21 protein-coding genes are annotated in these 24,732 nt (G+C 63.7%); 19 read left to right on the forward strand and 2 right to left on the reverse strand.

Annotated elements, in window-relative coordinates:
* Positions 1–21 precede the first annotated feature (21 nt).
* Entirely contained in the window at positions 22–720 is a 699-nt protein-coding gene (locus QFZ94_RS19145) for a Bax inhibitor-1/YccA family protein (protein ID WP_018417558.1), read from the reverse strand.
* Positions 721–988: 268 nt separating this feature from the next.
* Between QFZ94_RS19145 and ndk the strand changes: the two genes are divergently transcribed.
* From ndk to QFZ94_RS19230, 17 genes are all read left to right on the forward strand, one after another.
* On the forward strand, positions 989–1,414 hold the full coding sequence (gene ndk / locus QFZ94_RS19150; protein ID WP_429458807.1) for a nucleoside-diphosphate kinase: 426 nt from the start codon (positions 989–991) through the stop codon (positions 1,412–1,414).
* A 218-nt stretch (positions 1,415–1,632) separates the two neighbouring features.
* Positions 1,633–2,784 (forward strand): 23S rRNA (adenine(2503)-C(2))-methyltransferase RlmN, encoded by a 1,152-nt coding sequence (gene rlmN, locus QFZ94_RS19155; protein WP_368586068.1) that lies wholly within the window; start codon positions 1,633–1,635, stop codon positions 2,782–2,784.
* Between the two features lie 214 nt (positions 2,785–2,998).
* Complete coding sequence (locus QFZ94_RS19160) at positions 2,999–4,117, forward strand: helix-turn-helix domain-containing protein (protein ID WP_429458809.1); 1,119 nt, start codon at positions 2,999–3,001, stop codon at positions 4,115–4,117.
* Between the two features lie 85 nt (positions 4,118–4,202).
* Entirely contained in the window at positions 4,203–5,519 is a 1,317-nt protein-coding gene (gene ispG / locus QFZ94_RS19165) for a flavodoxin-dependent (E)-4-hydroxy-3-methylbut-2-enyl-diphosphate synthase (protein ID WP_368586070.1), read from the forward strand.
* Between the two features lie 21 nt (positions 5,520–5,540).
* The gene (gene hisS, locus QFZ94_RS19170) at positions 5,541–6,881 is read left to right on the forward strand and encodes a histidine--tRNA ligase (RefSeq protein WP_429458811.1); all 1,341 of its coding nucleotides are present in this window, start codon (positions 5,541–5,543) and stop codon (positions 6,879–6,881) included.
* Between the two features lie 66 nt (positions 6,882–6,947).
* A complete protein-coding gene (locus tag QFZ94_RS19175) occupies positions 6,948–7,577 on the forward strand; it encodes a YfgM family protein (protein ID WP_429458813.1) in 630 nt (209 codons plus the stop codon).
* Positions 7,578–7,655: 78 nt separating this feature from the next.
* Positions 7,656–8,801 carry an outer membrane protein assembly factor BamB gene (bamB, locus tag QFZ94_RS19180; RefSeq protein ID WP_368586073.1) on the forward strand — a complete coding sequence of 382 codons (1,146 nt, stop codon included), beginning with the start codon at positions 7,656–7,658 and terminating at the stop codon, positions 8,799–8,801.
* A gap of 469 nt (positions 8,802–9,270) precedes the next feature.
* Positions 9,271–10,608, forward strand: coding sequence for a ribosome biogenesis GTPase Der (gene der, locus QFZ94_RS19185; RefSeq protein WP_429458816.1), 1,338 nt, complete (start codon positions 9,271–9,273; stop codon positions 10,606–10,608).
* Positions 10,609–10,783: 175 nt separating this feature from the next.
* Positions 10,784–11,020 carry an RNA chaperone Hfq gene (gene hfq / locus QFZ94_RS19190; protein WP_006051315.1) on the forward strand — a complete coding sequence of 79 codons (237 nt, stop codon included), beginning with the start codon at positions 10,784–10,786 and terminating at the stop codon, positions 11,018–11,020.
* 57 nt (positions 11,021–11,077) lie between these two features.
* Positions 11,078–12,265, forward strand: coding sequence for a GTPase HflX (hflX, locus tag QFZ94_RS19195; protein WP_026228684.1), 1,188 nt, complete (start codon positions 11,078–11,080; stop codon positions 12,263–12,265).
* Positions 12,266–12,314: 49 nt separating this feature from the next.
* Positions 12,315–13,724 (forward strand): FtsH protease activity modulator HflK, encoded by a 1,410-nt coding sequence (gene hflK, locus QFZ94_RS19200; protein WP_410847908.1) that lies wholly within the window; start codon positions 12,315–12,317, stop codon positions 13,722–13,724.
* Positions 13,725–13,739: 15 nt separating this feature from the next.
* Entirely contained in the window at positions 13,740–14,645 is a 906-nt protein-coding gene (hflC, locus tag QFZ94_RS19205) for a protease modulator HflC (RefSeq protein WP_368586076.1), read from the forward strand.
* A gap of 43 nt (positions 14,646–14,688) precedes the next feature.
* Positions 14,689–14,880, forward strand: coding sequence for a DUF2065 domain-containing protein (locus QFZ94_RS19210; protein WP_013089773.1), 192 nt, complete (start codon positions 14,689–14,691; stop codon positions 14,878–14,880).
* A 229-nt stretch (positions 14,881–15,109) separates the two neighbouring features.
* Positions 15,110–16,261: an ATP phosphoribosyltransferase regulatory subunit gene (locus QFZ94_RS19215; RefSeq protein ID WP_176136218.1), complete on the forward strand. Its 1,152-nt coding sequence runs from the start codon at positions 15,110–15,112 to the stop codon at positions 16,259–16,261.
* 220 nt (positions 16,262–16,481) lie between these two features.
* The gene (locus QFZ94_RS19220) at positions 16,482–17,828 is read left to right on the forward strand and encodes an adenylosuccinate synthase (protein WP_368586077.1); all 1,347 of its coding nucleotides are present in this window, start codon (positions 16,482–16,484) and stop codon (positions 17,826–17,828) included.
* An 18-nt stretch (positions 17,829–17,846) separates the two neighbouring features.
* Positions 17,847–18,419 (forward strand): phosphoribosyltransferase, encoded by a 573-nt coding sequence (locus QFZ94_RS19225; protein WP_013089770.1) that lies wholly within the window; start codon positions 17,847–17,849, stop codon positions 18,417–18,419.
* A gap of 232 nt (positions 18,420–18,651) precedes the next feature.
* Positions 18,652–20,538 carry a potassium transporter Kup gene (locus QFZ94_RS19230; protein ID WP_410842426.1) on the forward strand — a complete coding sequence of 629 codons (1,887 nt, stop codon included), beginning with the start codon at positions 18,652–18,654 and terminating at the stop codon, positions 20,536–20,538.
* Between the two features lie 154 nt (positions 20,539–20,692).
* On the opposite strand, the gene QFZ94_RS19235 is transcribed toward QFZ94_RS19230, so the two are convergent.
* Entirely contained in the window at positions 20,693–23,044 is a 2,352-nt protein-coding gene (locus tag QFZ94_RS19235; protein ID WP_429458820.1) for a Tex family protein, read from the reverse strand.
* Between the two features lie 259 nt (positions 23,045–23,303).
* On the opposite strand from QFZ94_RS19235, the gene QFZ94_RS19240 reads away from it, so the two are divergent.
* Positions 23,304–24,311: a hypothetical protein gene (locus QFZ94_RS19240; protein ID WP_429461855.1), complete on the forward strand. Its 1,008-nt coding sequence runs from the start codon at positions 23,304–23,306 to the stop codon at positions 24,309–24,311.
* A 148-nt stretch (positions 24,312–24,459) separates the two neighbouring features.
* Positions 24,460–24,678: a DUF465 domain-containing protein gene (locus tag QFZ94_RS19245; RefSeq protein WP_013089766.1), complete on the forward strand. Its 219-nt coding sequence runs from the start codon at positions 24,460–24,462 to the stop codon at positions 24,676–24,678.
* The last annotated feature ends 54 nt before the right edge of the window (positions 24,679–24,732 follow it).

The following is a 24,732-nucleotide window of genomic DNA, read 5'->3' on the forward strand; positions in this document are numbered from 1 at the left end:
ACGCCGCGCGACCGGCCAAGCTTAATTGCGGTTGCCGCCGAAAATGCCGAGCAGCGCAAGCAGGTTGACGAACACGTTATACAGATCCAGGTAGATCGCTAGCGTCGCGGTGATGTAGTTCGTCTCACCGCCGTTCACGACGCGCTGCACGTCGAACATGATGTAGGCGGAAAAGATCACGATTGCCATGACCGAGACCGTCAGCATCAGTGCCGGCAGTTGCAGGAACACGTTCGCGACCGAAGCCAGCAGGATCACGATCACGCCCATGAAGAGCCACTTGCCGAGGCCCGAGAAGTCGCGTTTGCTGACCGTGGCAATGGTCGCCATGGCCGCGAAGATCACACCAGTGCCACCAAACGCGAGCATGATCAGCGACGGGCCGTTCGAGAAGCCGAGCACGAAAGCGAGGATGCGCGACAGCATCAGCCCCATGAAGAACGTGAAGCCAAGCAGTACGAATACGCCGACGGCACTATCTTTGGTGCGCTGGATCGCGAACATGAAGCCGAACGCGATCGCGAAGAACGCCAGCATGCTCATGGCGGGGCTGGTGGCGGCGAACAGCGAGAATCCGGTGGCAAGGCCGACCCACGCGCCGAGTACGGTCGGAATCATGGACAGCGCGAGCAGCCAGTAGGTATTCCGTAGAACGCGGTTGCGTGTTTCGACCGTGCTGACCGCGCCGTTGCGGCCAAACATATACGGATGTTCGTTCATGGTCTCTCCTTACCTCGGAAGCGTGTTTCGTGATGGTGATACGGAATTTGCGAAGCGCCGGCGGGCGCAACGTTCATCCGTAAGATTAGCGCGGCGGCACGGAGTTTCAATACCCTCCAGTCGCCTCCATGGCCTACGCTACCAGTATTTTGCACCCCTTGCCTTGATCCTTTCAATGCTGTAAGGGTTCAATCGCAATGATGCACGAGAACATGCTACAATAGCGGATTCATTTAAATCTGTAACCTCTTAATTTTTTGGAGTTTTTATGGCGATCGAGCGCACCCTGTCGATTATCAAGCCGGACGCAGTGGCCAAGAACGTGATCGGCCAGATCTACACCCGTTTCGAAAACGCTGGTCTGAAGATCGTGGCATCGCGCATGGTTCATCTGTCGCGTGCTGACGCCGAGAAGTTCTACGCTGTGCACGCAGCACGTCCGTTCTTCAAGGACCTCGTCGAATTCATGATCTCAGGTCCGGTGATTGTGCAGGCGCTGGAAGGCGAAAACGCGATCTTGAAGCACCGTGACCTGATGGGTGCGACGGACCCGAAGAAGGCGGAAAAGGGCACGATCCGTGCTGACTTCGCCGACAGCATCGACGCCAACGCCGTGCACGGTTCGGACGGTCCGGAAACGGCTGCGGTTGAAATCGCATTCTTCTTCCCCCAAGTCAACGTCTACTCGCGTTGAGCGCCTCGCGCTGAGGTCGGGCAGTGACCTCAGCCGCGTATCGCGAGCCGTCTCTCGCGTGGCGCGTTTCGTGCGGTCGAATCGTTTTATCGCATGAATCGCGCGCGGTGCACGGCAAAAGTAGTAAGGTAAAAGCAGCAGGAATGGGCGCGAGCGGCATGGCGTTCATGCAGCTTGTTGCATGAACGTAGTCTCGCACTGAAATGGCAGGATTCGATATGACGAGCAGTCCCTCCGTCAACCTTCTCGACCTCGACGCCCAAGGGCTCGTCGCCTATTGCGATAGCCTGGGCGAGAAACCGTTTCGCGCCAAGCAATTGCAGCGCTGGATTCACCAATACAACGCTGCCGACTTCGACGGCATGACCGATCTCGCGAAGTCTTTGCGCGAAAAGCTCAAAGGGCGCGCCACGATCACAATGCCGGGCGTTGTCAGCGATCATATTTCGTCGGACGGCACGCGCAAGTGGCTGATCGACGTCGGTAATGGCAACGCCGTTGAAACCGTGTACATCCCTGAAGAAACGCGCGGCACGCTATGTGTGTCGTCGCAGGCGGGGTGCGCGGTCAACTGCCGATTCTGCTCGACCGGCAAGCAGGGGTTCTCCCGCAATCTCACCACCGGCGAAATCATCGGCCAGTTGCGCATGGCCGAGTTTGCGCTGCGCGCGTCGCGTGGCGATGCCGGCGGCCGCGCGATGGGCGGCGACGGCAAGGGCGAGCGCGTCGTTACGAACGTCGTGATGATGGGGATGGGCGAGCCGCTGCTCAATTACGACGCGGTCGTGCCGGCCATGCGTCTGATGCTCGACGACAATGCGTACGGTCTGTCGCGCCGGCGAGTCACGTTGTCCACTTCGGGCGTCGTGCCGATGATGGACCGGCTCGGCGCGGACTTGCCCGTGGCGCTCGCGGTGTCGCTGCATGCGTCGAACGACGCGCTGCGCGACGTGCTGGTGCCGCTCAACAAAAAGTATCCGCTGCGCGAGCTGATGGCGGCGTGCGAGCGCTACCTGAAAGTGGCGCCGCGCGATTTCATTACGTTCGAATATTGCATGCTCGATGGCGTGAACGACAGCGAGGCGCACGCACGCGAGCTGCTCGCCGTTACGCGCAACGTGCCGTGCAAGTTCAATCTGATTCCGTTCAATCCGTTCCCCGAATCGGGCCTCGTCCGCTCGAAGACGGAACAGATCAAGCGGTTTGCACAGGTGTTGATGGACGCTGGCGTCGTCACCACCGTGCGCAAAACCCGCGGCGACGATATCGATGCTGCCTGCGGTCAGCTGGCCGGCGCGGTGAAAGACCGCACGCGACTTGCTGAGCGCACCGGGAAGGCGGCGAAGGTGATCGAGGTTCGCGCCGTGTAATCGCCAGGTGCAGCAGGGCGTCGGCGTTCGGCGGAAAGCAGTGCGAGCGCAAAAATGCTCCGATACCACCTGGCGGTTGAAAAGAAAGTTTGCAGAATCGATCGGGAGCGGCACACAAAGCCGCGCATTTTGTTATAAACGGTCTGCGATTTGGACGTGAGGCTCGAGCCCGTCCGGTCGCACGATTAAAAGAATCGACGCGAAAGGATTTGGGATGAGTGAGCCGCAGCACCCGCAGCCGCACGAGACAGACACGAACGATGGCCATCCGGCACCCGTTGCAAGGGCGGTGGTACAGCCGGTCGTGCAGCCGGCCCTCGATTCGTTGGCAGCGGTTGGCGCGCGCTTGAGCCAGTTGCGCGAGTCGAAGGGCTGGGCGATCGAGGACGTGTCGGCGCGGCTGAAGGTATCGGTCGTCAAGCTGAGCGCGCTCGAGGCGGGCGACATCAGCCATCTGCCGGACACGACGTTCGCACTCGGCGTCGTGCGCAGCTACGCGAAAATGCTCGGCGCCGATCCGGCGCCTTTTACGGCGGCGCTGCGTCGCGAGAGAGGAGTGCCGGCGCCGAATCTGTCGATGCCCGCGTCATCCGGTAAGGACCTGCCGCGCGGCAAGGTTTCGCTGTCGCTCGGTGACAGCGGACACAAGAGTCGTTCGTGGCTATGGGGTATTGCGGCGATCGTCGTCGCGGTCATCGCGCTCGGCATGTGGCGCACCAACGGCGGCGATTCATCCGCGTGGCTCGCGCGCCTGAAGGCCAGCGCGAATAGTTCGACGAGCAGCGACACGGCGGCGTCGGGAGCGGTCGCGCAGGGTCCGGCGACGGCGGAGGGCGCATCGGCGCCGGATGCGGCGGTCACGGCGGACAACGCCGGGAGCGCGGATAATGCGGCGTCTGCGTCGGCAACGCCGATGCCCGCACCGCTTGCCACCGGCACCGCGCCGGGCTCGGCCCCGACCGCGAATACCGCGGCGACGGCAGCGAAAGCCGGCTCACAGGCTCAGGCACAGGCCGCCATGGAGAGCGCAAGTGCACCGGTGGTCGTGGCGAACGCGTCGGCACCGGCGGTTACGCCAGCGCCCGGCGAGTCGGTCGTCGCGCTGCGCGTGACGCAGGACAGCTGGTTCAGCGTGCGTGACAAGAACGGCAAGGAACTGTTCTCCGGCCTCGTGCATGCTGGCGACCCGAAGGAAGTGACGGGCGCCGGTCCGTTCAAGGTGACGGTTGGCAACAAGGCGGGTCTCGAGTCGGTGACGCTCGACGGCCAGCCGGTCGATCCGTCGAAATATGCGGCAGCCAAGGGCAATGTGGCGCGCTTTGCGCTGCCTTGACAGATACGGTACGCGCCGCGGCCAACCGGCCCGCGGCGCTTTTTCAATTGAGGCGCTGCGTTTTTGCATAGCGCGTGCGGCGTAAATGGGTTTTTCGATGCAAACCGAAGCTCAATCCCAATCCTGTAGCAAGATCGTTTCAGAAGAGCCGGTGTTCGGCGGCCCCGCGATGCGGCGCAAATCGCATGCGGTCAACGTCCGTTGGGGCGGCCAGCTCGTGACCATCGGCGGCGATGCGCCGGTGCGCGTGCAGTCGATGACCAACACCGACACTGCCGACGCGATCGGCACTGCTATCCAGATCAAGGAACTGGCGCAAGCCGGTTCCGAACTGGTGCGTATCACCGTGAATACGCCGGAAGCGGCGGCTGCCGTGCCGGCGATCCGCGAGCAACTCGACCGCATGGGCGTGATGGTGCCGCTCGTCGGCGACTTCCATTACAACGGCCATCTGCTGCTGCGCGACTATCCGGGCTGTGCGGAATCGTTGTCGAAGTACCGGATCAATCCTGGCAACGTCGGGCACGGCGCGAAGCGCGACACACAGTTCGCGCAGATGATCGAGGCAGCGGTCAAATACGACAAGCCGGTGCGCATCGGCGTGAACTGGGGCAGTCTCGACCAGGACCTGCTCGCCAAAATGATGGATGAAAACGGGTCGCGCGCTACTCCGTGGGAAGCGCAAAGCGTGATGTACGAAGCGCTGATCCAGTCGGCGATCGGCTCGGCGGAACGCGCGGTCGAACTTGGCCTCGGGCGCGACCAGATCATTCTGTCGTGCAAGGTCAGCGGCGTGCAGGATCTGATCGCGGTGTACCGCGAACTCGCGCGCCGTTGCGATTTCGCGCTGCATCTGGGCCTGACCGAAGCAGGCATGGGCTCGAAGGGCATCGTCGCGTCGACCGCGGCGCTGTCGGTTCTGCTGCAGCAGGGCATCGGCGACACGATCCGTATCTCCCTGACGCCGGAACCGGGCGCGTCGCGCACCGGCGAAGTGATCGTCGGCCAGGAAATCCTGCAAACCATGGGCCTGCGCTCGTTCACGCCGATGGTGATCGCGTGCCCGGGCTGCGGCCGTACCACGAGCACGCTGTTCCAGGAGCTCGCGTCGCAGATCCAGACCTATCTGCGTCAGCAGATGCCGGTGTGGCGTGACCAGTACCCCGGTGTCGAGCAGATGCACGTCGCGGTGATGGGCTGCATCGTCAATGGTCCGGGCGAGTCGAAGCAAGCGAATATCGGCATCAGCCTGCCGGGCTCGGGCGAGAACCCGGCCGCGCCGGTGTTCATCGACGGCGAGAAGGTGAAGACGCTGCGCGGCGAGAACATCGCGCAAGAATTCCAGCAAATCGTGAGCGACTACGTCGAGCGCCGTTATGGCCGCGCCGAAGCGCTCAACTAAATACCGGCAATCGAAACACAGATGACTGAACAGAAGAAAAAGCTCGAGAAGCTTTCCGGCGTGAAGGGCATGAACGACATCCTTCCGCAGGAAGCCGGGCTCTGGGAATTTTTCGAAACCACCGTCAAGTCGATGCTGCGTTCATACGGATACCAGAATATCCGCACGCCGATCGTCGAGCATACGCAGCTGTTCACGCGCGGTATCGGCGAAGTGACCGACATCGTCGAAAAAGAGATGTACAGCTTCACCGATGCATTGAACGGCGAAAACCTGACGATGCGCCCGGAAAACACGGCGGCGGTGGTGCGCGCGTCGATCGAGCACAACATGCTGTACGACGGCCCGAAGCGCCTGTGGTACATCGGGCCGATGTTCCGTCACGAGCGTCCGCAGCGCGGCCGTTATCGCCAGTTCCACCAGGTCGGTGTCGAGGCGCTCGGTTTCGCGGGGCCGGATGCGGATGCGGAAATCATCATGATGTGCCAGCGTCTGTGGGACGACCTCGGCCTGACCGGCATCAAGCTCGAAATCAATTCGTTGGGCCTCGCTGAAGAGCGAGCCGCGCATCGCGTCGAGTTGATCGCGTACCTCGAAAAGCACATGGACGTGCTCGACGAAGACGCGAGGCGCCGTCTCTATACGAACCCGCTGCGCGTGCTCGATACGAAGAATCCCGCGCTGCAGGAAGTCGCGCAAAACGCGCCCAAGCTGATCGACTTTCTCGGCGAAGAATCGCGCGCGCACTTCGAAGGTCTGCAACGTCTTCTGAAGGCAAACAACCTTCCGTTTACGATCAATCCGCGTCTCGTGCGCGGTCTCGATTACTACAATCTGACCGTGTTCGAGTGGGTGACCGACAAGCTCGGCGCGCAAGGCACGGTCGCGGCGGGCGGCCGCTACGATCCCCTGATCGAGCAGCTCGGTGGCAAGCCCACCGCTGCGTGCGGCTGGGCGATGGGCATCGAGCGGATTCTCGAGTTGCTGAAGGAAGAGCAGCTCGTGCCGGAAGACGAAGGTTGCGACGTGTACGTGGTCCATCAGGGCGACGCCGCGCGGGAGCAGGCGTTCATCATCGCCGAGCGTCTGCGCGATACCGGTCTCGACGTGATCCTGCATTGCAGCGCGGACGGTCAGTCGGCAAGCTTCAAGTCGCAGATGAAGCGTGCCGATGCGAGCGGCGCCGCGTTTGCGGTCGTGCTCGGCGAGGACGAAATCGCCAATGGCACGGTCGGCGTGAAACCGCTGCGCGATACCCAAGCTCATGGCGGTAAGAACGAGCAACAGAACGTGCCCGCCGAAGACTTGACCGAATATCTAATCAATGCGATGGTTGCATCCGCCGAAGACGGCGACGACTGATCGCGATGTCGTCGAGCCGGCTGGCTCGACACGCACACATAGCAAGAATGAGGAAATCGCCGGGCAATGAGTTACCACGACGAACAAGAATCGATCGAAAGTCTGAAGGCATGGTGGAAGCAGTGGGGCAATGCGACCACGTGGATCGTGCTGATGGTGTTGCTGGCAGGCGCGAGCTGGAATGGCTGGAATTTCTGGCAGCGTCGCCAGGCCGCGGAAGCGGCGGTGCTGTATGACCAGGTTCAACAAGCCACGGCATCGGGCGACAAGGCGCAGATCGCGCGCGTCGCCGCCGACATGGAAGACAAATTCGGCCACACCGCTTACGCTCAGATGACCGCGCTCGGCGCCGCCAAGGCGCTTTACACCGCTGGCGACGAAGCCGGCGCTAAGGCGCAGCTGCAATGGGCGATCGATCACGCTAAGGACGACGAGTTCAAGCAGATCGCGAAGCTGCGCATGGCATCGCTGCTGCTCGACGACAAGGCTTACGACCAGGGCCTCGCGCTGCTGGCCGAGCCGCAATCCGATGCTTTCAAGGGCGTCGTGGCTGACCGCCGCGGCGACCTCCTCGCCGCCCAAGGCAAGCGCGACGACGCGCGCGCGGCCTACAAGCTCGCGCTCGACTCGCTGTCGAAGAGCGACAGTTCGGCGCGCCAGCTGATCCAGTTCAAGCTGGATGCGCTTGGCGGCTGAGCGTCCCGCGCGGCGCGCCGCGAGCCACGACCGCAAGACGGTCTCCTTTAATCCATTTCCTGAATGCTTCGTCCACCGATGAATCTGCTGAAACGTTACGCCGTGCCCGTTATCTGTGCGATGACCGTTCTCACGCTGGCGGCTTGCTCATCCACGAAAGACGAGCGCCGTGTGCCGACGCCGCTCACCGAGTTCAAACCCGTGCTCGACGTGCAGCAGTCCTGGTCGGCGAGCGTCGGCAAGGCGGGCCGCTACATGTTCTCGCCGGTTGCAGTGGGCAATGCCGTGTACGCTGCCGGCACGAACGGCACGGTTGCCAAGATTGACGCGCAAACCGGCAAGGACGTGTGGCGCGTCAAGCTGCACGACGATCTGTCGGCGGGCGTCGGCAGCGATGGCACGCTCACCGCGGTCGGCGGCCTGAAGGGCGACGTATACGTGCTCGGCGCGGACGGCAAGGAACTGTGGACTGCTAAGGCGCCGGGCGAGATCATTTCCCCGCCGCTCGTCGGCAATGGTCTCGTGGTCGTGCGCACGATCGACGGCCAGATCGTCGCGTTCAACGCGCAAACCGGCGAGCAGAAGTGGAACTTCCGCAACCGCGCGGTGCCGTTGAACCTGCGCGTGTCGTCGGGCATGACGTTCGCGGGCGACGCGGCCGTGCTGGCCGGCTTCCCGGGCGGTTCGTTCGCCGCTATCAATCTGCAGACTGGCGACGCCTACTGGCAGACGCCGGTGTCGTATCCGAAAGGCGTGACCGAGGTCGAGCGTATCAACGACGTGACCGGGCCGCCCACGCTGGTGGGCTCGGAGACCTGCGCGGTGACGTTTCAAGGCCAGATTGGCTGTTTCGACGCGAACTCGGGCCGCGCGCTGTGGGGCAAGCCGTTCTCGAGCACGAGCGGCCTCGCGCAGGATGAGCGCAGCGTGGTCGCCGCCGACGACTGGTCGGTCGTGTCCGCGTTCGACGTGAACAACGGTTCGGTGCTGTGGAAGAACGAGGCGCTGAAGAACCGCGAACTGAGCGTGCCGATGCTGCTCGGCCGCGCGGCCGTGTTCGGCGACTACCAGGGCTTCGTGCATTTCCTGTCGACTGCCGACGGCACGCTCGTCGCGCGGGTCAAGACCGACGGCAGCGCGATTACCGCAGCGCCGGTGCTGGCCGGCGACACACTGGTGATCCAGACGCGCGATGGCGGCCTGTTCGGCTATCGTCCGCGCTGATCGCTATAGGTGATGTCAGGCGCGCAGGCCGGCTTTGCCGGCCGCGCGCTTTTTAATTGAAGTCTGCGTGGGCCTTGGCGCACAGCTCCTGCCTCGGGTTGCCACTCCGTCCGTGGCGTGATCGGGCAGGCTCAATAGAAAAATCGCCGGACGGGCTGGTCCGGCAAGTCGGATCGAAGCTGCGCCCGCCGGTATCAGAGGCGGTGCGTGCGCTTGGTCGGCGGCCTTGCGAACCGCAGGAACGCTTGCGCACGCGAGCGTCAGCCGCCGACCAGCACGGTCTGAAGCAGGCGACCCCCGGTGGCGTCTGTGCAGCTACTCCCGTCCGCCTGGATGCGCGTGTCGATCGCGCATCCGGAGCAGGCTGAATTCGTGATAATTTCGTCAAAACGCCGCCGCGTGGCGGCTGCCTGGCGTCGCTAAGCGCGCGATCGATCGCGATCCCGCGTTTCACCGTGAACAACATCAGATGAAACCCGTTATTGCCCTCGTTGGGCGCCCCAATGTGGGGAAATCCACGCTCTTCAACCGCCTTACGCGTTCGCGTGACGCGCTAGTTGCAGACCTGCCCGGTCTCACGCGCGATCGCCACTACGGCGAAGGACGCACCGGCGAGCGGCCGTATCTGGTCGTCGATACCGGCGGCTTCGAGCCGGTCGCGAAAGACGGCATCCTGCACGAGATGGCGCGCCAGACCCGCCAGGCGGTCGAGGAGTCGGACGTCGTCGTGTTCATCGTCGATGGCCGCAACGGGCTCGCCCCGCAGGACAAGTCGATCGCCGACTATCTGCGCAAGGTCGGCCGGCCGATCTTCCTCGTCGTCAACAAGGCCGAGGGGATGAAGTACACCAACGTCGCGGCCGACTTTTACGAACTCGGCCTCGGCGACCCGCGCGCGATCTCCGCCGCGCACGGCGACGGTGTCACCGACATGATCAACGAGGCGCTCGAAGTCGCTTATGCCGGTCAGCCGGAAGAGCGCGAGGAAGACAAGGAAGCGCGCGGCGTGAAAATCGCGATCGTCGGGCGGCCGAACGTCGGCAAGTCGACGCTGATCAATGCGCTGGTCGGCGAAGAGCGCGTGATCGCGTTCGACATGCCCGGCACTACGCGCGACTCGATCTACGTCGATTTCGAGCGTAACGGCAAGCCGTATACGCTGATCGACACTGCCGGCCTGCGCCGCCGCGGCAAGGTGTTCGAGGCGATCGAAAAGTTCTCGGTCGTGAAGACGCTGCAGTCGATTTCCGATGCGAATGTCGTGATTCTGCTGCTCGACGCGCGTCAGGACATCTCGGATCAGGATGCGCACATCGCCGGCTTCGTCGTCGAGCAGGGGCGCGCGCTGGTGGTTGGCGTGAACAAATGGGACGGTCTCGATCCGCATGTGCGCGAGCGCACCAAAGCCGACCTCGAACGCAAACTAAAATTTCTGGACTTCGCCAAATTCCATTTCATTTCCGCCGCGGAAAAAACCGGAATTGGGCCGCTGATGCGTTCGGTCGACGACGCGTACACGGCCGCGATGTCGAAGCTGCCGACGCCGAAGCTGACGCGCGCGCTGATCGAGGCGGTCGAATTCCAGCAGCCGCGGCGCCGCGGTCCCGTGCGTCCGAAGCTGCGTTACGCACACCAGGGCGGGCAGAATCCGCCGATTATCGTGATTCACGGCAATGCGCTCGACGCGATCACCGACACGTATAAGCGGTACCTCGAAAATCGCTTCCGGGAAACTTTCAAGCTGACGGGGACTCCATTGCGAATAGAGTTCAGATCGTCGACGAACCCTTACGCGGACAAAGGCTGAAGCAGGCTGAAGCTGGTCTTAAACCTGGGCTGAAACCCGCATGTATGCTGGGTTTGGCCGGGGGTCCCGGGCCCGCGCGTCGAAATGAAAATCAGCTATAGTGTAGCGGTTGGCGGCGGATCTCTTTTTCTTCGCCGTCAATTCAGTCAACCTGCAAAAAAATACGGAGTTTGCTATGAGCAACAAAGGGCAATTGTTACAAGACCCGTTTTTGAACGCACTGCGTAAAGAGCATGTGCCGGTGTCGATCTACCTGGTCAACGGCATCAAGCTTCAAGGGAACATCGAATCGTTCGACCAGTACGTCGTGTTGCTCCGGAATACGGTCACCCAGATGGTCTACAAGCACGCGATTTCCACGGTCGTGCCGGCCCGTCCGGTGAATTTCCACCCGGATTCCGAACAGTCCTAACCCTCGCCGCGGCCGGCACAGCGTCGCCCGTCGGCGATCACTCCCGGCCGCGTCATTTTGATACCCTCCAATTTGATCAATGCAGCGCTCGTTGGCATCGACTTCGGCAAGATCGATTTCGAAGCCAGTCTCGAAGAACTCAGCCTGCTCGCGCAAAGCGCGGGCGCGAATCCCGTAGTCACCCTCACCGGACGCCGTTCCAGTCCCGACGCGAAGATGTTCGTCGGCAGCGGCAAGGCCGAAGAATTGCGCCTTGCCTGTGAAGCGAACGACATCGAACTCGTGATCTTCAACCATGCTCTGGCGCCTGCGCAGCAGCGCAATCTGGAGCGGGCGCTTAATCGGCGCGTGGTCGATCGCACCAGTTTGATCCTCGACATTTTTGCGCAGCGCGCACGCAGCCACGAAGGCAAGCTGCAGGTCGAGCTCGCCCAGCTGCAATATCTGTCGACTCGGCTGATTCGCGCGTGGACCCACCTCGAACGTCAGAAGGGCGGTATCGGTTTGCGCGGTCCGGGCGAAACGCAGCTCGAAACCGACCGCCGGCTGATCGGCGAGCGCATCAAGGCGCTGAAGATCCGCCTCGACAAGCTGCGCCGCCAGCACGGCACCCAGCGTCGCGCGCGTAATCGCAACCAGACGATGTCGGTGTCGCTCGTCGGCTATACGAACGCGGGGAAATCGACACTCTTCAACGCGCTGACCAAGGCGCAGGCGTACGCCGCCGACCAGTTGTTCGCGACGCTCGATACCACCTCGCGGCGCGTGTACCTGGGCGACGAAGCGGGGCAGGTAGTGGTGTCCGATACCGTCGGTTTCATCCGCGAACTGCCGCATCAGCTCGTCGCGGCGTTTCGCGCAACGCTCGAGGAAACGATTCACGCGGATCTGCTGCTGCATGTCGTCGACGCATCGAGCGCGGTGCGGCTCGATCAGATCGATCAGGTGAACGAGGTGTTGCACGCAATCGGCGCGGACACGATCCGTCAGGTGCTCGTGTTCAACAAAATAGATGCGGTGCCAGAACTGGCAGCCCGTGGGGACGCGGTCGAGCGGGACGAGTATGGTAATATTTCGCGCGTCTTTTTGAGCGCGCGCACCGGGCAGGGGCTGGATGCGTTGCGCGCTGCCATCGCTGAAATCGCTACAGCCGAACCGCTTGCCGACATGCCGCTCGATGCGTCGCAAGACGACCGCTCGGCGCAACTGCGCGAAGACCACAAGATTCCAGAACTCGGGCACTGACCCGTTCCAATTGCACTGACCCGCTGTCTACTCTGGTGAACGAACACAGGTGAACGATTACAACGAGCGGAGTATCTGGCTGCGTATGCGCGCCTTGCTTTCACTGAACGATCCGCGTTGGGGCCGGGGCGACGGCAACGGCGACCGGCAACGGCCGAACGATCCGAAGCGGCCGGGGCGCGACGGTGAAGGTCCGCCCGATCTCGACGAAATGTGGCGCGATTTCAATCGCCGTCTGTCCCGGATTTTCGGGCGCAAGGGCGGCGGCGGTGTCGGCGGGGGCGGCCGTCCGGACAATGGCCGCGGCGCGCGCATCGGCGTCGGCATCGTAATCGGCGTGCTGATCGCAATCTATCTCGGCAGCGGTGTGTTCGTCGTACAGGATGGCCAGGCGGCCGTCGTGCTGCAGTTCGGCAAGTATCGCTATACCGCGGCGCAGGGTGTGCATTGGCGTCTGCCGTATCCGTTCGAGTCCCACGAGTTCGTCAACGTCGGCCAGATCCGCCAGGTCGAGATCGGCCGTAGCAATGTGGTGCGTCTCGCGAACGTGAAGGACGCATCGATGCTCACGCACGACGGCGACATCGTCGACGTGCGCTTCGCCGTGCAGTACCAGGTGCGCAAAGCCAACGACTTTCTGTTTCGCAGCGTCGATCCCGATCAGAGCGTGATGCATGCCGCACAGGCGGCGGTGCGCGGCATCGTCGGAGCGCACAGCACCAGCGATATTCTCGATCAGGATCACGAAACACTGCGCCAGCAGCTGATCGCGTCGATCCAGCAATCGCTCGATCAGTATCAGTCCGGTCTCGGGGTCACGGGTGTGACGATTCAGAGCGTGCAAGTGCCCGAGCAGGTGCAACCCGCGTTCGCCGACGCTGCGAAGGTGCACGACGAAAACGAACGCGCAAAACGCGATGCGCAGGCTTATGCCGCCGAACTCGTGCCGCGCGCGCAGGCCGACGTCGATCGTCAGGTGCAGGAAGCCAAAACCTACAGCCAGAACACGGTCGCGCAGGCGCAGGCCGAGGCCGAGCGCTTCAAGCAGGTCTACGCGCAATACGCGAAGGCCCCGGCCCTCGTGCGCTTCCGCCTGTACATGGAAACCATGCAGCAGATTTACGCGAACGCGACCAAGGTGTTCGTCGACGCGAAGAACGGCAACAACGTGCTGTATCTGCCGCTCGACAGGCTCGTCGAACAGAACCGCGAACGTCAGGCCGCGGCGGCGGGCGCCGCTGCTTCGGGTCCGGCTGTCGCGGGCGCGCCGCAAGCGGCGAGCGCGGCTGCGCCGTCGGCTGCGTCGGCCGCTGAGACCGGTGCCGCGGCGGGTTCCGCCCCCGAGGGTGCATCTGGCCCCGCCGCTTCCGCGCCTGCGGCGGCGAGCCGGCCGAGCGCCGCGTCGCTGCGTTCGCGCGAAGCGTTCCGCAATCGCATGCGCGAAGAAGACGTTCAATAAGGAGCGCACGAGAATATGAACCGAATCATTGCGCTCGTCGTCGCCGTCGTCATCGTGCTGTTCGCGGCATCGTCGATGGTGTTCGTCGTCGATCAACGGCATATGGCCGTGCTGTCCGCGCGCGGCGACGCGGCGCCCACGCTGCTCGGCCCGGGGCTGCACGTGAAGCTGCCGCCGCCGTTGCAAACGGTGACGTTCGTCGACAATCGCATTCAGTCGCTCGACGCACCCGACGAAGATCATTACGTCACGTCCGACAAAACCGATCTGCTGGTCAACCCGGTCGTCAAGTTCCGTGTGACCGATCCGCTGAAGCTGATCGCCGAAACGAAGGGTGATCCGCAGAGCCTGCCAGACCGGCTCGCCTTGCTGTCGCGCGGCGCGCTCGGCGACGCGTTCGGCAAGTTCACACTGTCCGACGCGCTCGCGAAACAGCAGGCGGTTGCCGAAGAGGCGCGTGGTGCGATGGACAAGAGCGCGGCATCGCTCGGCGTGTCGGTCGTGGATGTGCAGCTCACGCGCGTCGATTTCCCGGCGGCAGTGGCCGACTCGGTGTTCAAGCGCATGATCGCCGCGCGCCAGCAGGTCGCAGCGGACGAGCGCGCGAAGGGCGCCGCCGAAGCGAATCAGATCCGCGCGGACGCGCTCGCGAAGCAGCAGGCGGTGCTCGCCGACGGCCTCGCGCAGGCCCAGGGCATTCGTGGCGAAGGCGATGCGAAGGCCGCGGAGATCGCCGCCGAAGCGTTCGGCAAGGACCCGCAGTTCTATCAGTTTTATCTAAGCATGCAGGCGTACCGGAAGACCTTCAAACCGGGCGATCTGATCGTGGTCGACTCCAGTAGCGAGTTCTTCCGCTTCATGCGTAGCCCGACCGGCGGCGTCGCCCCGGACGCTTCCGCGCCTGCTGCGCACAAACGCTGATTACCGAAGGCCGCGGCATCCGCATCGCGGCCGCTTCACTCGCATGGACATAGCTGGCTCGTTATTGCTCGCGATCGCGCTGATGCTGATTATCGAGGGGATGTTTCCGTTCGTTTTTCCGAGCGCCTGGCGCGACACGTTCCGTAAAATAGCGGAACGACCGCCGCATCAGATTCGCGTCGGTGGGCTCATCGTGATGTTGCTCGGGCTGGTTTTACTGTTCATCGCGACCTGAAGCCGGCTTGCTTGTCTGACGAACGCCGGGTGCTGTGGCGTGTTTCAACCGGCCGAGCGAAACACCGACTATCCGGTCAGGCCGCCGCGCGGCGCGCGCGAGCGCCGCTTAACGCCGCTTAACGCCGCCCGCGCGTCGGTGTCAGCCGCCAGAATCAAGCCGCTATACGCCATTCACATTCATCATCGGCGCTTCAAGACGCCGTGTTCAACGCCGTAGGACTGTATCGATGTCGACCTGGTTGCTTCCTGAGAATATCGCCGACGTGCTGCCGTCGGAGGCCCGCAAGATCGAAGAATTGCGGCGTCACTTGCTGGACCGTTTCCGCTCGTACGGCTACGAGATGGTGATGCCGCCGCTGCTCGAATACCTCGAGTCGTTGCTGACGGGCGGCGGGCACGATCTGAATCTGCGCACCTTCAAGCTCGTCGATCAGTTGTCGGGCCGCACGCTCGGTCTGCGCGCCGACATCACGCCGCAGGTCGCGCGCATCGACGCGCATCTGCTGAACCGCCAGGGTGTCACGCGTCTTTGCTACGCGGGCAACGTCGCGCATACGCGGCCGCGCGGCCTGCATGCGACGCGTGAGCAGATCCAGATCGGTGCGGAAATCTACGGCCACGCGGGCCTCGAAGCGGACCTCGAAATCCAGCAGCTGATGCTCGACGCACTGCGTCTGGCCGGCCTCGCGAAGGTGCGTCTGGACCTGTGTCACGCGGGCGTGCTGGCGGCGCTGATCGAAGCCGAGCCGGCCGCCGAGGAACTCGGCCAGGCGCTCTACGACGCACTGGCCGGCAAGGACGTGCCGCGCCTCGTCGAGATGACCGCGCAATTCTCGCCGGTGATTCGCGACGCGCTGCGCGCTCTGCCCACTTTGTACGGCGACGCATCGGTGCTCGAAGAGGCCCGCGCGCGTCTGCCGAATTCGCCGGCGATCGCCCGCGCGCTCGACGACCTCGCGTTCCTCGCGAGCCAGGTCGACGGCGCCGAAGTGATGATCGACCTCGCCGATCTGCGCGGCTACGCGTACCACAGTGGCGTGATGTTCTCCGCATACGTGGACGGTGTGCCGAACGCGGTGGCGCGCGGCGGCCGTTACGACCACGTCGGCCAGGCCTATGGCCGAGCCCGCGCGGCAACCGGCTTTTCGCTGGATCTGCGTGAAGTCGCGCGGATCTCGCCGATCGAAGCGCGCAGCAGCGCGATCCTCGCGCCCTGGCGGCACGACGAAGCGTTGCGCGTGGCGGTCGCGGCATTGCGCGATGGCGGTGAAGTGGTGATCCAAGCGCTGCCTGGCCACAAGCACGATCTCGATGAATTCGCGTTCGACCGCGTGCTGGTCGAGCGCAATGGCGCATGGGTGGTCGAACCGCGCGCTTGAGCCGCGCGTTCCGGTCAACTCCGCCGGGAACACGTTTGCGGCGCTCGCTACAGGGCGGTGCGAGCATCGCCCGAACCGGGCGCGGTCGAGCGACTTTTCGCGGCCGCGCATCCCTCGCAATACTCAACATAACGTGCATACCGTTGAGCGGAAACGGAAAAATTCCGGAAGCTTCCGCGAACCTAGGTAAAATACGTTTTTAACCAGCTTACGAAACAACATGTCTGCCAGCGCAGTGAATGTGAACCCCGGGCGTAACGTCGTCGTCGTGGGTACCCAATGGGGTGATGAGGGCAAGGGCAAGATCGTCGACTGGCTGACGGACCACGCTCAGGGCGTCGTTCGCTTCCAGGGCGGTCACAATGCCGGTCACACGCTTATCATCGGCGGCAAGAAAACCATCTTGCGTCTGATTCCGTCGGGCATCATGCATCCCGGCGTCGCGTGCTATATCGGCAATGGCGTCGTGTTGTCACCGGAAGCGCTGTTCAAGGAAATCGGCGAACTCGAAGCCGCCGGCATCGACGTCCAGAAGCGCCTGTTCATTTCCGAAGCCACCACGCTGATCCTGCCGTATCACATCGCGATCGACCAGGGCCGCGAAGCGCGCCGCGGCGCGAGCAAGATCGGCACGACCGGCCGCGGCATCGGCCCGGCTTATGAAGACAAGGTCGCGCGCCGCGGCCTGCGCGTGCAGGACCTGTTCGACGCGCCGGCCTTCGCCGAGCGGCTGCGCGAAAATCTCGACTATCACAACTTCGTGCTCACGCAGTACCTCGGTGCCGCCGCGGTCGACTTCCAGCAAACGCTCGACACGATGCTGAGCTACGCCGACCGTCTGAAGCCGATGGTCACCGACGTGTCGCGCCGCCTGTACGACGTCAACGCGAACGGCGGCAATCTACTGTTCGAAGGCGCGCAGGGCACGCTGCTCGACATCGACCACGGCACCTATCCGTTCGTCACGTCGAGCAACTGCGTCGCGGGTGCCGCGACGGCGGGCGCGGGCGTCGGTCCGCAGAAGCTCAACTACATCCTCGGTATCACCAAGGCGTACTGCACGCGTGTCGGTTCGGGCCCGTTCCCGAGCGAACTGTACGATGCGGACAATACCTCGCGCCAGGACCCGATCGGTCTCGAACTCGCCACCGTCGGCAAGGAATTCGGCTCGGTCACCGGCCGTCCGCGCCGCACCGGCTGGCTCGACGTCTCCGCGCTGCGCCGCTCGATCCAGATCAACGGCGTGACGGGTCTGTGCATGACCAAGCTCGACGTGCTCGACGGTCTCGACGAAGTGAAGCTGTGCGTCGGCTACACGGTCGACGGCCAGAACGTCGATCTGCTGCCGCGCGGCGCGACCGAAGTCGCACGCTGCGTACCGGTCTACGAAACTTTCGCGGGCTGGAAGGAAAGCACGGTCGGCATCAAGGAGTGGGACAAGCTGCCCGCCAATGCGCGTGCGTACCTGACGCGCGTGCAGGAAGTCGCGGGCATCCCGATCGACATGGTGTCCACCGGTCCGGATCGCGACGAAACGATTCTGCTGCGTCATCCGTTCAAGGTTTAAGTGATGCAAGGTGTACCGATGATCGCGATGAAAGATCCGCGTAACGACGACAAGAACCTGTGGGTCGGCTGGGACGAATATCACCGGCTGATCGAGGTGCTCGCACTTGCCGTGCACGAATCGGGCTGGAAGTTCGACAAGATCCTGTGCCTCGCGCGCGGCGGTCTGCGCGTCGGCGACCAGCTGTCGCGCATCTACGATCTGCCGCTGGCCATTCTCGCAACGAGCTCGTATCGCGAGGCGGCCGGCACGCAGCAGGGCGAACTCGACATCGCGCAATACATCACGATGACGCGCGGCGAACTGCACGGCAACGTGCTGCTCGTCGACGACCTCGTCGATTCGGGCGTCACGCTCGCGCGCGTGCAGCAGCATCTGAAGGAACGCTATCCGGCTATCACCGCGGTACGCTCCGCGGTGCTGTGGTACAAGGGCTGCTCGAAGGTGAAGCCCGATTATCACGTGCAGTACCTGCCGACCAACCCGTGGATTCATCAGCCGTTCGAGGAGTGGGACACCGTGCGTCCGCATAACCTCGGCGCCTGGATCAAGCGCGGCATTGCCCAGGCCGAGGAGGCGTCGGGCAATTAACGCGAGGCCGCGCGCGTCATCGCGGTGTCACAAACGGAGCCCAGTCAGGCTCCGTTTTTTTATGCGTCATGCGCCGCGGCGGAACGCTCGCCCTGCGGCAGACGGGTCCATATCGCAGTGCTACACTGCGCGGACATCCACGTGGCGTATCCACAACAAGCCGGGCGGTACCGGATGAGCAGTTTAAAATAGCGGTCGTTTTTTCCGCCCGGGAACGGATTTCCTCGCGTCCATGACAGATAACAACCACGAACACAAACAGCCGCTTCCTTCCCTTGCGATTGCCGCGATCGGAGTGGTGTTCGGCGACATCGGTACGAGTCCGTTGTACTCGCTGAAGGAAGCCTTCAGCCCGTCGCACGGTATCCCGTTGACCGATCAGTCGATCCTGGGCGTGATCTCGCTGCTGTTCTGGGCAATCATGATCGTGGTCGGCGTGAAGTACGTGCTGTTCGTGATGCGCGCCGACAACAACGGCGAGGGCGGCGTCCTCGCGCTGATGGCGCTGGCGTTGCGCTCGGTCGATCAGAAATCGAAAATGGCCGGCCTTCTGATGATGCTCGGCATCTTCGGCGCCTGCATGTTTTACGGCGACGCGGTGATCACGCCTGCGATCTCGGTGATTTCGGCGGTCGAAGGTCTGGAAATCGCCGCGCCGCATCTGTCGCATCTGGTGATTCCGCTGACCATCGTGATCCTGATCGTGCTGTTCTGGATCCAGCGGCACGGCACGGCCACGGTCGGCCGTCTGTTCGGCCCGATCATGATGCTGTGGTTCCTCGTGCTTGCCTTGCTCGGCCTGTGGCACATCATGCAGTCGCCGAACGTGATCCGCGCACTCAATCCGTACTACGCGTACACCTTCATGGCCGCGCACGTGCTGCAGGCCTACGTGGTGCTCGGCTCGGTCGTGCTGGTGCTGACCGGGGCCGAAGCGCTGTATGCGGACATGGGCCACTTCGGCGCGAAGCCGATCCGCATGGCGTGGTACGTGCTCGTGATGCCGTCGCTGGTGCTGAACTACTTCGGCCAGGGCGCGCTGCTGATGCACGACTCGAAGGCGATCGAAAATCCGTTCTTCCTGCTCGCGCCGGACTGGGCGCTGTTGCCGCTCGTCGTGCTGTCGACGGTTGCGACGGTGATCGCTTCGCAGGCGGTGATTTCGGGCGCGTACTCGCTGACGAGCCAGGCGATCCAGCTCGGCTACGTGCCGCGCATGAAGGTCCTGCACACGTCCGAACTCGCGATCGGGCAGATCTATGTGCCGGTCGTGAACTGGATGCTGCTGTTCATCATCCTTTGCATCGTGATCGCGTTCAAGAGCTCCGACAATCTGGCCGCCGCGTACGGTATCGCGGTGACGGCAACGATGGTGATCACGACGATCCTCGCATGCGTCGTGATGGTGAAGGTGTGGAACTGGAACAAACTGCTCGTCGGACTCATCATCGGCGTATTCCTGGTGGTCGACCTCGGCTTTTTCGGTGCGAACCTGTTGAAGGTCGAAGAGGGCGGCTGGTTGCCGCTGTGCATCGGCGGCCTGCTGTTCTTCCTGTTGATGACGTGGTTCAAGGGCAGGATGATCGTGAAGGAGCGCACGGCCGCCGACGGTATTCCGCTGATGCCGTTCCTGCAAGGACTGCTCGCGCATCCGCCGCATCGCGTGTCGGGCACTGCGATCTATCTGACCGGCAGCGATTCGCTGGTGCCAGTGAGCCTGCTGCACAACTTGAAGCACAACAAGGTGCTGCACGAGCGCACGATCTTCCTGACCTTCGTCACGCGCGACATTCCGTACGTGAAAGACTCCGATCGCGTGACCGTGAAGGACATGAACGGTGGCCTGTGGCTGGTGAAGGCAGCCTACGGCTTCAACGAAACGCCCGACGTGAAGGCGGTGCTGCTCGACGTCGGTCGCACGCACGACATGACCTTCGAATTGATGGACACGTCGTTCTTCCTCGCGCGCGAAACGGTGGTGCCGACGCAACTGCCGGGGATGTCGGTGTGGCGTGAGCGTGTGTTCGCGTGGATGCATCAGAACGCCGCGAAGCCGACCGACTTCTTCAGCATCCCGGCTAACCGGGTCGTGGAGTTGGGGACCAAGATCGAGATTTGACGGCCCGCGTGTGACGTGCGGGAGCGCAAACAAAAAGCCCACGCAATGCGTGGGCTTTTTGTTTTATGCGCGCGTGCGTGTAAGCGGTTGTGCGCGCGACGCAGTCATGCAATGGACCGGAGCACGTCCAACGACGTACACCGGTCCAATACGCTCACTTCTGCTTGAGCTTGGCAAACGCGGCCGCCATCGCGCCGCCCGGCTCCGGTTCGCGCGAGCGCTGCGGCGCGCCCCGTCCCGCTCCGCCGCGGTTGAAGCCGCCCGAGCCGGCGCGATCCTGCTGCGCACCCCCGCCGCTGCGCGCGGTCGCCGCGCCGGGTTCGTCATCGAGACGCATCGTCAGCGCGATACGCTGGCGTTTCACGTCGACCTCCAGCACCTTGACCTTGACGATCTGTCCGGCTTTCACGACTTCATGCGGGTCCTTCACGAACTTCGTCGACATCGCCGACACGTGCACGAGACCGTCCTGATGCACGCCGACGTCGATGAATGCGCCGAACGCCGCGACGTTCGTCACGACGCCTTCGAGCACCATGCCCGGGATCAGATCGCTGACCTTCTCGACACCTTCGCGGAACGTCGCCGTCTTGAATTCGGGACGCGGATCGCGGCCCGGCTTTTCGAGTTCGACCAGGATGTCGCGCACGGTTGGCAGACCGAAGCGTTCATCGACGAATTCAGTGGGTGACAGTCCGCGCAACGCGTCGCGATTGCCGAGCACTTCGCCGACCTGCTTGCTGATCTTCGCGAGAATGCGCTGGACGACCGGATACGCCTCCGGGTGCACCGACGAGCGGTCGAGCGGATTCTCGCCGTTGTTGATGCGCAGGAAGCCGGCAGCCTGCTCGAAGGTCTTGTCGCCGAGACGCGGCACCTTACGCAGATGCTCGCGCGACGGGAACGGCCCGTTCGCATCGCGATAGTCGACGATGTTGCGCGCGAGCGTCGCGTTCAAGCCCGAGACCCGCGCGAGCAGCGCGACCGACGCGGTATTCGCATCGACGCCGACCGCGTTCACGCAGTCTTCGACGACCGCGTCGAGCGAGCGCGCGAGTTCGCGCTGGTTCACGTCGTGCTGATACTGTCCGACGCCGATCGCCTTCGGTTCGATCTTCACGAGCTCGGCGAGCGGGTCCTGCAGACGCCGCGCGATCGACACAGCGCCGCGCAGCGACACGTCCATGTCGGGGAATTCCTTCGCGGCGAGTTCGGACGCCGAGTACACCGATGCGCCCGCTTCCGACACGACGATCTTCTGCAGCTTCAGCTCCGGGTGACGCGCGATCAGCTCGCTCGCGAGCTTGTCGGTCTCACGCGACGCGGTGCCGTTGCCGATGCTGATCAGCTCCGCCTGCGTTTGCGCGGCAAGGCGCGCGAGCTTCGCGAGCGAGCCGTCCCAGTCGCGGCGCGGCTCGTGCGGGTAGATCGTGTCGGTCGCGAGCACCTTGCCGGTGCGGTCGACCACCGCCACTTTCACGCCGGTGCGCAGGCCCGGATCGAGACCGATCACGGCCTTCGGGCCAGCGGGCGCCGCGAGCAGCAGATCTTTCAGGTTGCGTGCGAACACGCGGATCGCTTCGTGTTCGGCTTCGTCGCGCAGATTGGTCAGCAGCTCGTTTTCGAGGTGCGGCTGCACCTTCACGCGCCAGCACCAGCGGCAGACGTCGGAGAGCCACTTGTCGGCGGGGCGGTTCTGGTTGGCGATGCCGAAGTGCCGCGCGATCAGCGCTTCGCCCGGATGCGGCACCTGCGCGTCGAGCTCTTCGCCGAGACCGAGCTTGATCATCAGCACGCCGGCATTGCGGCCGCGGAAGAGGGCAAGCGCGCGATGCGACGGCACAGTGCGGATCGTTTCCGCGTACTCGTAATAGTCGCGGAATTTCTCTTCTTCGGCAGTTTCCTTGCCTTCGACGACCTTCGACGACACCACGCCCTGGTTGAACAGATAGTCGCGCAGCTTGCCGAGCAGCTCGGCCGTTTCGCCGAACTGTTCGGAGAGGATGTCGCGCGCGCCGTCGAGCGCGGCCTTCACGTCGGCGACGCCTTTGTCCGCGTCCACGTAGGCGGCGGCTTCGGTTTGCGGATCGAGCAGCGGATTGCCGAGCAGCGCGTCGGCGAGTGGCTGCAAACCGGCTTCGCGTGCTATCTGCGCGCGCGTGCGGCGCTTCGGCTTGTACGGTAGATAGAGGTCTTCCAGCACCTGTTTGCTATCGGCGCCTTCGATCGCGCTGCGCAACTCGTCGGTGAGCTTGCCCTGTTCGTCGATGCTCGCGATGATCGCCGCGCGCCGGTCTTCCAGCTCGCGCAGATAGAGCAGGCGTTCCTCGAGATTGCGCAGTTGCGTATCGTCGAGATTGCCGGTCACTTCCTTGCGGTAACGGGCGATGAACGGAACGGTCGCGCCTTCGTCGAGTAGTTCCACCGCGGCCGCGACCTGGCGCGGCTGGACGGACAGTTCGGTGGCGATGCGCTGGACGATCTTGAGTGCTACGGTTTCCGTCATAAGGTCTTGGTGTTCCTGCGGACTCAGTGATGGGCCGCGCGCGGGCGGCAATTCGGGACAGGCCGGGCGGGCGCCGCGACCAGGTTGCTAGAGCGGGGCATTTTGCCATAAATGCCAAAGGGCTCAACCGCGGGGTGTTAGAATTTCGGGCATGTTCCGTTGACCCTCTACGACGTTGCCAATCTCCTTGTCCCTCAACCGCCTGGTCTCTTCGCTGGCGTCAGGTTCGCTGCCGGGTTCGTCTCGGGGTTCGTCTCAATTGCCGCTGGTTTCGTTGCGCTGGTTCGGTCCGTCGGTCGTGACGGCGGCGTCGTCGTGCGTGATCGCCGCAGCGCTTGCCGTGCCGGTGCCCGCCGCGGCACAGAGCGCGACGCCCGCGCAAGATACGGCGCCGGTCGCGGCCTCGGGCCTGCAAGCCGCCGCAACGGGCGGCAGCCCTCAAAGCGCGAGTGATGCAGCCGCGCTGGACAAGTCGTTCGACGAGCGGCAACAGGTGCTCAATCAGCGCACCGACGACAACAACTATCAATTCGCTGTCGCGCAACACAACTGCTACAGCCGCTTCTTCGTCAATCACTGTTTGAATCGTGCGCGCGACGCGATGCGCAGCGTGCAGGCGGACATCCGCAAGGAGCAGCTCGCGCTGGACGCCGAGCAGCGTGCGCAGCGCGCCCGCGAGCGCGACGAGCGCACCGCGCTACGGCGCGCGCAAAACGAGGCGGAAGCGCCGCAACGCGCCGCCGAAGACGCGCGCAACGAGCAGGCGTATCAGGAAAAGCAGCGTCAGCACGCGCTCGATCAGGCGCAGCGCAACGCCGAGGCGCCGCAGCGCGAAGCCAATGCACAGGCCTACGAGGAGAAGCAGCGTCAGCACGCGCTCGAGCAGGCGCAGCGCAACGCCGCGGCACCGCAGCACCAGGCCAATGCGCAGGCATACGAGGAGAAGCAGCGCCAGCATGCGCTCGACCAGGCGCAGCGTGGTGTCACGCCGGCGCAGTCGGCGGCCAATCAGAAGGCCTACGACCAGAAGCAGAGCGACTACCAGCGCAAGCTCGAGGAGGCGCGTAGGCAGGGCGCGCAACAGGCCGCGGAGCGCCAGCAAAAACAGGAGAATTTCGAGCGGAAGCAGGCCGAGGCCGCGCAGCACAAGCTCGATGTCGAAGCGCGTCAAAAGCAGGCCGCCGAAAAGGCCGAGCAGAAGCGTCAGGACCAGTTGAAGCAGCAACAGCTCGAAGACCAGCAAAAGCAGCAGCAACAGCAACAGTAAGCGTGCTGTAGTGGCAGTGTCGTAGAGTGAGCCGTGGCGGTCGTGGCCACGGCCGCCGTAGTCGCCGTAATGCGTTTTGAGCCGGACAGCAACCTCAGGCATCGGACCGCGCGCACGCGGTCGGTGCCGCCGACCCGAGGAGGCGAGCATGCGCGATCGTCATCACGTCATCGACGCAAACACACTTCGCGACCGCATTCTGCAACTGGAATCGGAGCATAGTGGACTCGACCGGTTGATCGACCGGATGTCGGATGAACCCGGCATCGACGACTTCGAGTTGCAGCGCCTGAAAAAGCGCAAACTCAAAGTCAAGGACACCATCATCTTGCTGCAATTGCAGCTCGAACCGGACGCGCGCGCCTGAGTTCGCGGCCTGGCAGGCGCCGGGCGCGCAGCGCGCGAGCCCGACTTAGCAGGA

It is taken from the genome of Paraburkholderia sp. JPY465, assembly GCF_050436725.1.
Taxonomy (GTDB): Bacteria; Pseudomonadota; Gammaproteobacteria; order Burkholderiales; family Burkholderiaceae; genus Paraburkholderia; species Paraburkholderia youngii.